Origin of the sequence: Oliverpabstia intestinalis (genome assembly GCF_009696065.1) — a bacterium.
GTDB classification, from domain to species: domain Bacteria; phylum Bacillota; class Clostridia; order Lachnospirales; family Lachnospiraceae; genus Oliverpabstia; species Oliverpabstia intestinalis.
The window spans coordinates 41,835-49,290 of record NZ_VUMS01000021.1 but is presented as its reverse complement, the minus strand read 5'-3'; the positions used below and the strand labels follow the sequence as shown (position 1 = coordinate 49,290).

Genomic DNA, 7,456 nt, shown 5'->3' with positions numbered 1-7,456 from the left:
CCTCAAGATGAGATATCCCATTCGAAAGAAGTAAGACCCCTTGAAGACGACGAGGTAGATAGGGCAGAGGTGGAAGTGCAGTAATGTATGGAGCTGACTGTTACTAATCGGTCGAGGGTTTGACCTGGAACGGTCGATCGCAAACAAGAGAAGAAGGATGTTACGTGTGTGCAGTTTTGAAGGTACATGGAGAGAAAAGAGAGAAAGAGAATGATCCTCCATAGCTCAGTCGGTAGAGCATGCGGCTGTTAACCGCAGTGTCGTTGGTTCGAGTCCAACTGGGGGAGCTTTTTTATGCCGGAAGGGCAGGGAAAGCTCCGGGAGGAATGAGATAGAATAGACCTGTAAGATACAAATGAATGTATCCTGCAGGTTTTTTATGTTTTACAGATTGTTGACAAATCATGTATTACAGGTATTCTGGACCGGTTCGTAGCAACAAATTTCAAACCGGCTATTCCCTTGTGGTTGTATACCACTGCAAGTGCAAACAAACATATTCGTTTATAGAAAGTGCAAATGGCATCACTGGCTGATTCCATGCATCTGCTCGTGTTCTTTTTTGATCTCGATAAAACATTCCTCCGGTGTCCAGTGCTGGTTGGTGGGCGTCAGAATAGCTTTATAAGGAATACGGATCTGCTGCGTGCGTAAGCCCGTCAGAACGCGATCCAGGGTCATTTCAGATAAACCTGCAAAGATCATCATAGGATCGGAAAAAGACGGGGTAACAGCGCTCTCGGAGGGCAGAGCAACAGGTTCTTCCAGACCACACAGCGCAGCCAGTGTCTGTCCATACTGAGACACCGGGATCCGCCGGATCCGGAGCTTCAGCGGCAAGAGAATGCGTTCTAATTTCAGTTTGGTGTTACGGTCGGTTATATTGAAAAGTAAGATAGTTTCCTTCATCTTTATATTTTCCTCCTGAAAATTATATTGAATGGATCTTTGCAATCAGCTTTTTCCTTACGTATCATTAAGTAGATTGCGAAGAGCAATAAGCAGTTGTTCGGTTATGAGCAAGCAGCGAAGCGAATTGCGAATATCCGCCTGACTCGGTTACAGCACAATTATGTCGTAGAATGATAGCATAATTCGCTGTATGATCCATACATTTGTTATTGTACAGGAATTTCTGAAAAAAAGATACAATTTTTTTAAAAAAGTGCTTGCATTTTTCTGAAACCTATGATAGAATAACATTCGTCACTGAGATACGACACAAACAAAAAAACAAGGCTCCGTGGTCAAGCGGTTAAGACATCGCCCTTTCACGGCGGTAACACGGGTTCGATTCCCGTCGGAGTCATTGAAAAATCTGAGGAAGATTTTTCTACAATTTCATAATGGCGCAGTAGCCAAGTGGTAAGGCAATGGTCTGCAACACCAGTATCCACCGGTTCAAATCCGGTCTGCGCCTCTTAAAAAGCTTTAGTTACAGATAACTAAAGCTTTTCTTTTTGCATTGCATGATAAAGACGAATCCTATACGCATTTCCATTTATGAAATACATCCTGATAAAAATTTGAAACTTTTTTGAGAAATACTCCGTCTAATCAACAGAAAGACGAAAAGAGGAGGTGACGCTGTGACAGAGCATTTGGAATTGGTAAAAAGAGCGAAGAGCGGGGACGAGGAGGCATTTATTCGGTTAATGGAGTCGCAGTCGGACTGTATGTATAAGATGGCGAAAACCATTTTGAAAAATGAGGAAGATGTGGCTGATGCAATGGCGGAGACGGTTCTGGTCTGTTGGGAAAAGCTTTCTACGTTGAAGGAGAACCGATATGTGAAGACATGGATGATACGGATATTGATGAATAAATGCTATGATCTGCTGAGAAAAAAAGAACTTTTGCTGACGGAAGATACTGTGTCAGAAGCAGATGCACGGGAAGATGGATATGGAATGGCAGAGTGGGAACAGGTGTTACAAGGTCTTGATGAAAAGTATCGCCTAGTGATGCTTCTCTATTATGTGGATGGGTTTAAGATACGCGAGGTCAGTGAAATATTGGATATTCCGGCGGCAACGGTAAAGACCCGACTGGTACGTGGGAGAAAACAGCTGGCGGATGAGATGAAGATGGAAAGGGGGAGGACTTTATGACGGAACGGGAAAAAATAGAAATTTTACAGAAGAAAGCAGAAATACCGGAAGTTGTACGGAAGAAGATGCAGCTGGCATACGGTCAGATCCGCCAGGAGAAACGGATGCATGAAGAGATAGAAGGGCAGAAAAATGAACGCGGAAAAACTGTAGTTTCGAAAAAGAAAGTGGCTATCATTCTGGCAGTGGCTACCCTTTCTCTGGCAACGGTATCTGTGGCAGCCGGGGTATATATCCGGTGGTCGGAAGGTTTAAAAGAGAAGTTGCAGCTGACAAGAACGCAGGAAAAAGAGCTGGAAGAAATAGGGGCGGCAGAATCGACAGAAGCATCCTGCACCAGTCAGGGAATCACGGTTACTGTGTTGCAGAGTATTACCGATCAGAATTTCAGCCATCTGGCGTTTTCGGTAAAAGGATACTCGGCAGAAACGAAAGAACAGCCAGACTTTGAGCAGGTGATTGTGAAGGTGGATGGAAAAGAAGTAAATGCTTCCGGAAGTTTCCGGAATTTTGGTGAAGAGGATATGCCGGGCTATCAGAAAGCGGATGGAACGATGGAATATCTCATGCAGATTGATTCGAACGAAGAAAACGGGCTGGCAGGTAAGAAGATCCAGGTAATCTTAGAAAATTTAGGTACGGTAAATAAACAGGCAGAATTTGTCTCGGGTGTGAAAGGAACCTGGACGCTGGACTGGGAACTTGCAGGCACGGAAAAAGAGGAAGGATTGTCGGTCAATCAGACGATCGGAGATACGGATACGGTAGTAAAATCCATAGAGATTACACCGCTGTCTCTGACGATCCATTATGATATGCCAAGAAAGAAGATTACAAAACAATCATATGGCGATGATGGGGTGACTACATGGGAAACATATGAAGAACCGTGGTTTTTGTATGGATTTCGTATGGAAGACGGAACTGTCCGGCAAATGGTTTTCCAGTCTCAGGAGCAGGGATATGATGATGAGACAACGGAAGCCTATACAGTGAAATATGCAACGGATCAGATTGTGGAAGCGGAGCAGATCAACAGTCTGTTGTATGTGAAACCGGGCGGAAATCTACAGGAACCGGGGGAAGAAGATCTTGTTGAGGTAAAATTACCGAAATAATTTACGCAAGTAACGAGCCAAAGTTCATGCCTACATGAGAACTTGGTGACTGCTGCGATAACGTGTAGAATTCGCGAAGCATATGTATGTTATTTGATGAATATGAAAACAGGGATTACTGGTCAATGGTAATATTCTGCGAAGCGTGTTATCAGCACGAAATGGACAGCAAAAAGGTGGCAGATTCAGTCGGAAAAGATTGAATCTGCTACCTCTTTCTTGTACACTATAGAATAGAATGACAAAGTATATGGGGTATGATGTCAGGAAGTGACTGAAAAGCTATGGGGCAGTCAGGACTAAACAATATTAGAAAATAAGTATGCGAACGGAGAAGAGAAATGGGAAAAGAGACAGAGCAGAAACAGGAAATTGTGAATCAGGGGGTTCATACATACAGTCAGGAGGAATCTTATGTCTGGCCACAGGAGCCTATTTTGAGGGAGCAGCTGGAGTGGTTTCAGGATCAGAAACTGGCGTTGATGGTGCACTGGGGAGTGTACAATCAGCTTGGCATGGTGGCGAGCTGGGCACTTAGCGATGAGGATGCGGAGTGGTCCAGAAAGACGGTGGACTGGACGGATGACGGGGAGGTTTTTAAGAGGCAATACCGAGCATTAAACCGTGCGTTTGATCCGGTGGCTTTTCAGCCGGAGGAATGGGCGAAGATGGCAAAGAAATGTGGGTTCCGGTATCTGATTCTGACCACAAAACATCACGACGGTTTCTGTCTGTGGGACACAGCATATACAGAATACAAGACGACGGCAGAGGACTGTCCGTTTCATACACATAAGTATGCGGATATCGTCCGTGCCATGTTTGACGCGTTTCGAAAAGAGGGACTTGGGATCGGGGTGTATTATTCAAAGGCGGACTGGCACTGTCCGGATTATTGGGAAAAAGAGAAAGTATTTACCGGAAAAACGACAAGGAATCCCACCTATGATCCAAAAGAAAATCCGGAAGCCTGGGAGCGGTTCCGTGCATTTACCCGCGATCAGATCCTGGAACTTGGAAAGCAGTATGGAAGGCTGGATATCCTCTGGTTTGATGCCGGATGGGTGGCAGCAACAAACGGACAGGATATCCGGCTGGGAGAGATCGTGGAGGAAGTGCGAAAAACGCAGCCCTGGGTGCTGGCAGTAGACCGGACGGTGGGCGGTGCTTATGAGAATTATGTCACACCGGAGATGTGTGTGCCGGAAAAACCGCTGCGTGTGCCCTGGGAGAGTTGCCTGACGCTGGGAGCTGATTTTAATTATGCGTACGGAGATCATTATAAATCACCGAGAGAACTGGTAAATCTTCTGGTCAATATTGTGGCGAAGGGCGGAAATTTGGCATTAAATATAAGCCCTCAGCCAGACGGAAGGATCCCGGTGGAAGCTTGGGAGAGCCTGCGGGGACTGGGCGTGTGGATGCAGACATATGGGGAAGCCATCTATGGAACGAGAATCTGTGCACCGTATCAGAGCGGAAATCTGGCATTTACGCAAAAAGGCGATACCGTCTATGCGATCCGGCTGTATCCGGAGGAAAGGGAAGCAGTAGAAGAGAAACTTTTGATTCCCTATCAGGGGAAAATCCGCGGGATTTCCATGGTAGATACGAAGAAAGAGGCTGAATGGAAGATGACGGAGGAAGGAATACAGGTGGTGATTTCCCAAGAGTATCGTGAGGGAGAGACGCCGATTGCGATTGTATGGAAGATAGAACAGTAATAATTATTCAGTAGGCAGTATTTCACGAGGCGTATTGGCTTGCAACTGTGAAGAGATTGAACAATTACGAACGATAATGAAAAGTATCCGCTGAGACAATGTGAAATCAGATAAAAACGGGATATGAAGAAAGTAGCAGGTAACAGGAAAAATAAGAAGTTGAAAAACGGGGAATGGAGTATGAAAATGATATTTGAGGCACCGGCAACTGTCTGGCAGGAGGCATTTCCGCTGGGAAACGGGCGGATAGGAGCGCTGATGTTCGGGGACGGGGAGGCAGAGACACTTTGCCTGAATGAAGATACCCTCTGGTCGGGCTATCCGGGGGATCCGCGCACCGGTATGGGATATGAGGATATTAAAAAAGCAGAAGTGTATGCAAAAGAAGGGAGTTACCTTCAGGCTACACAGGTGTTGAATCAGGCACAGGAGATGGCGGAAGATGTAGAGATGTATGAGCCTTTCGGCACGGTACGGATCCGGTTTGAGGGAGAACGGGAAATTGCGGACTATCACAGAGAACTGGATCTCGAGACAGCAACTGCCCGGGTGACATATCGAAATCACGGGCAATCTTATGAACATCGTTGTTTTTGCAGTGCACCGTCACAGGTTCTGGTGTATCAGATCCGGGCAGAGGAAGCATTTACCATAGTGGTCACGGCAGACGATGGGTTTCTTACGGGAAACAGCTGGGACGGAAAAATATGGAAAATGCAGGGGCAGATGCCGGGAAAAAGTAAGATTCCTGTGGGAGCGAAAGAAGGGGACGGCAGCGAGTTTATTTTTTCGGAAAATCCGCAGGAAAAAGGAATGCCGTACGAAGGTTGGTGCATGTTTGAGACGGAAAACGGGGAGATTGTTCCGACAGAGATGGGAGTTCGCTGTGTCAACGTTCGTGAAATTACTATGCGGATACTGATTCGTTCCGGGTTTGCAGGTGTTTCCAGACATCCGTATACGCAAGGAAATGATCCCGCAAAGCTTTTACTTCAGGATCGGGAGCAGACCGGGATATCCGTAGAAGAGTTGTGGAAAGAACATGTCGGAGAGTATCAGAAGTATTTTCAGAGAGTGAAACTGACGCTTGGAGATGACAGCAGAGACGGAATGGATCTTTCAAAACGGCTGGAACAGTATAAAAAAGACGGCGAGGATCCGGGACTGGAGCAGCTGTTGTTTGATTATGGTCGGTATCTGCTGATTTCCTGTTCCCGACCGGGGACACAGGCGGCAAATCTGCAGGGAGTCTGGAACTGCGACCGAATCCCGGCCTGGAAGAGCGATTATACGGTAAATATCAATACCGAGATGAACTACTGGATGACCGGTCCGTGTAATCTTCATGAACTGGCAGAGCCGCTGGTGCGGATGAACCGGGAACTGCTGGAAAATGCGAGGGAGACAGCGCAGAAGTATTTTCACTGTGAGGGTGCGGCGTGCTTTCATAACGTGGATCTGTGGAGAAAGACATCACCGGCTGCTGGACTGGCAAACTGGGCATTCTGGCCGTTTGGCGGAGCATGGATGTGCCGGAATCTCTATGAGGAGTATCTGTTTACGCTGGACAGAGAGTATTTGCAGGAGATTTTTCCGGTGCTGGAGGAACATGCCAGATTTTGCAGCAACATGTTACAAAAGACGGATAAAGGACTGGCAGTGGTTCCGGCGACATCGCCGGAAAATTGTTTCCTAGATCAGGGAGAAGCAGTGCCGGTGGCACTGTATACAGAAAATACTCTGGCAATTATTCGAAATCTGTTCCGTGATTATCTGGAAGGATGCGAAGTATTGAAAAAAGAGGGTGTTCTTTCAGGAACGATCCGTGAACAACTGCCCGCGATCGTACCGACACAGCTGGGAGGTGACGGAAGGATTCTGGAGTGGAATGAGGAATTCCCAGAGGCGGAAGTAGAACACAGACATTTATCGCATCTGTATGAATTTCATCCGGGACGGGGAATCACGAAGGAGACGCCGGAACTTCTGGAAGGAGTGCGAAAAAGTCTGCTTGTCCGTGGTGACGAGGGAACCGGCTGGAGTCTGGCTTGGAAGATCCTGATGTGGGCAAGGATGGAAGACGGCGCGCATGCGGCAAAACAGGTGGCGCAGATGTTGCAGGTTCGAGATCCGTTTGCAGAGATGTCTGTCCAGGGTGGTGGTGTATACCCGAACCTGTTTTGTGCACATCCACCGTTCCAGATTGACGGAAATCTTGGATTTACTGCGGGAATCGCAGAGATGCTGCTGCAAAGCCACGGAGGAGAACTCGTGATCCTTCCGGCGGTATCGCCAAAGTGGAAACGAGGCTCTGTACAGGGGCTGATCGCCCGGGGTGCGATTACGGTGGATATTGCATGGGAAGGAGCACACGTGAGCTGTTGGCTGACGAGTAAGACAGAGCAAAAAGTTCGGGTACGCGTGAAAGAGCAGGAGAGCAGAATGGTATTTTTGAAAGCCGGGGAAAGGGTGCGTCTGGATAGTTGATCATATGCGAAGGTAT

The 7,456-nt window shown here is 47.1% G+C and carries 5 protein-coding genes, 3 tRNA genes and 1 rRNA gene; 8 read left to right on the top strand and 1 reads right to left on the bottom strand.

Annotated elements, in window-relative coordinates; all coding sequences use genetic code 11:
- Together FYJ57_RS11275 and FYJ57_RS11270 are read left to right on the top strand one after the other, a co-directional pair.
- Positions 1–127 (top strand): 23S ribosomal RNA (locus tag FYJ57_RS11275); the annotation flags it as partial.
- An 87-nt stretch (positions 128–214) separates the two neighbouring features.
- Positions 215–287 (top strand) — tRNA-Asn (locus FYJ57_RS11270).
- 238 nt (positions 288–525) lie between these two features.
- Here the strand turns inward: FYJ57_RS11270 and FYJ57_RS11265 are convergent.
- On the bottom strand, positions 526–909 hold the full coding sequence (locus tag FYJ57_RS11265; RefSeq protein WP_154432717.1) for a DUF3783 domain-containing protein: 384 nt from the start codon (positions 907–909) through the stop codon (positions 526–528).
- A gap of 328 nt (positions 910–1,237) precedes the next feature.
- Between FYJ57_RS11265 and FYJ57_RS11260 the strand changes: the two genes are divergently transcribed.
- The 6 genes from FYJ57_RS11260 (at position 1,238) to FYJ57_RS11235 (ending at position 7,440) form a co-directional block, all read left to right on the top strand.
- A tRNA-Glu gene (locus FYJ57_RS11260) sits at positions 1,238–1,309 on the top strand.
- A gap of 39 nt (positions 1,310–1,348) precedes the next feature.
- Positions 1,349–1,420: transfer RNA gene (locus tag FYJ57_RS11255), tRNA-Cys, on the top strand.
- Between the two features lie 169 nt (positions 1,421–1,589).
- Positions 1,590–2,111, top strand: a complete 522-nt coding sequence (locus FYJ57_RS11250; protein ID WP_277663436.1) for an RNA polymerase sigma factor — start codon at positions 1,590–1,592, stop codon at positions 2,109–2,111.
- The gene (locus tag FYJ57_RS11245) at positions 2,108–3,229 is read left to right on the top strand and encodes a DUF4179 domain-containing protein (RefSeq protein ID WP_154432716.1); all 1,122 of its coding nucleotides are present in this window, start codon (positions 2,108–2,110) and stop codon (positions 3,227–3,229) included. The genes FYJ57_RS11250 and FYJ57_RS11245 overlap by 4 nt, the downstream gene beginning before the upstream one ends.
- Positions 3,230–3,570: 341 nt before the next feature.
- Positions 3,571–4,953: an alpha-L-fucosidase gene (locus FYJ57_RS11240; protein ID WP_154432715.1), complete on the top strand. Its 1,383-nt coding sequence runs from the start codon at positions 3,571–3,573 to the stop codon at positions 4,951–4,953.
- Positions 4,954–5,133: 180 nt separating this feature from the next.
- Complete coding sequence (locus tag FYJ57_RS11235) at positions 5,134–7,440, top strand: glycosyl hydrolase family 95 catalytic domain-containing protein (protein ID WP_205839963.1); 2,307 nt, start codon at positions 5,134–5,136, stop codon at positions 7,438–7,440.
- Positions 7,441–7,456 lie beyond the last annotated feature (16 nt).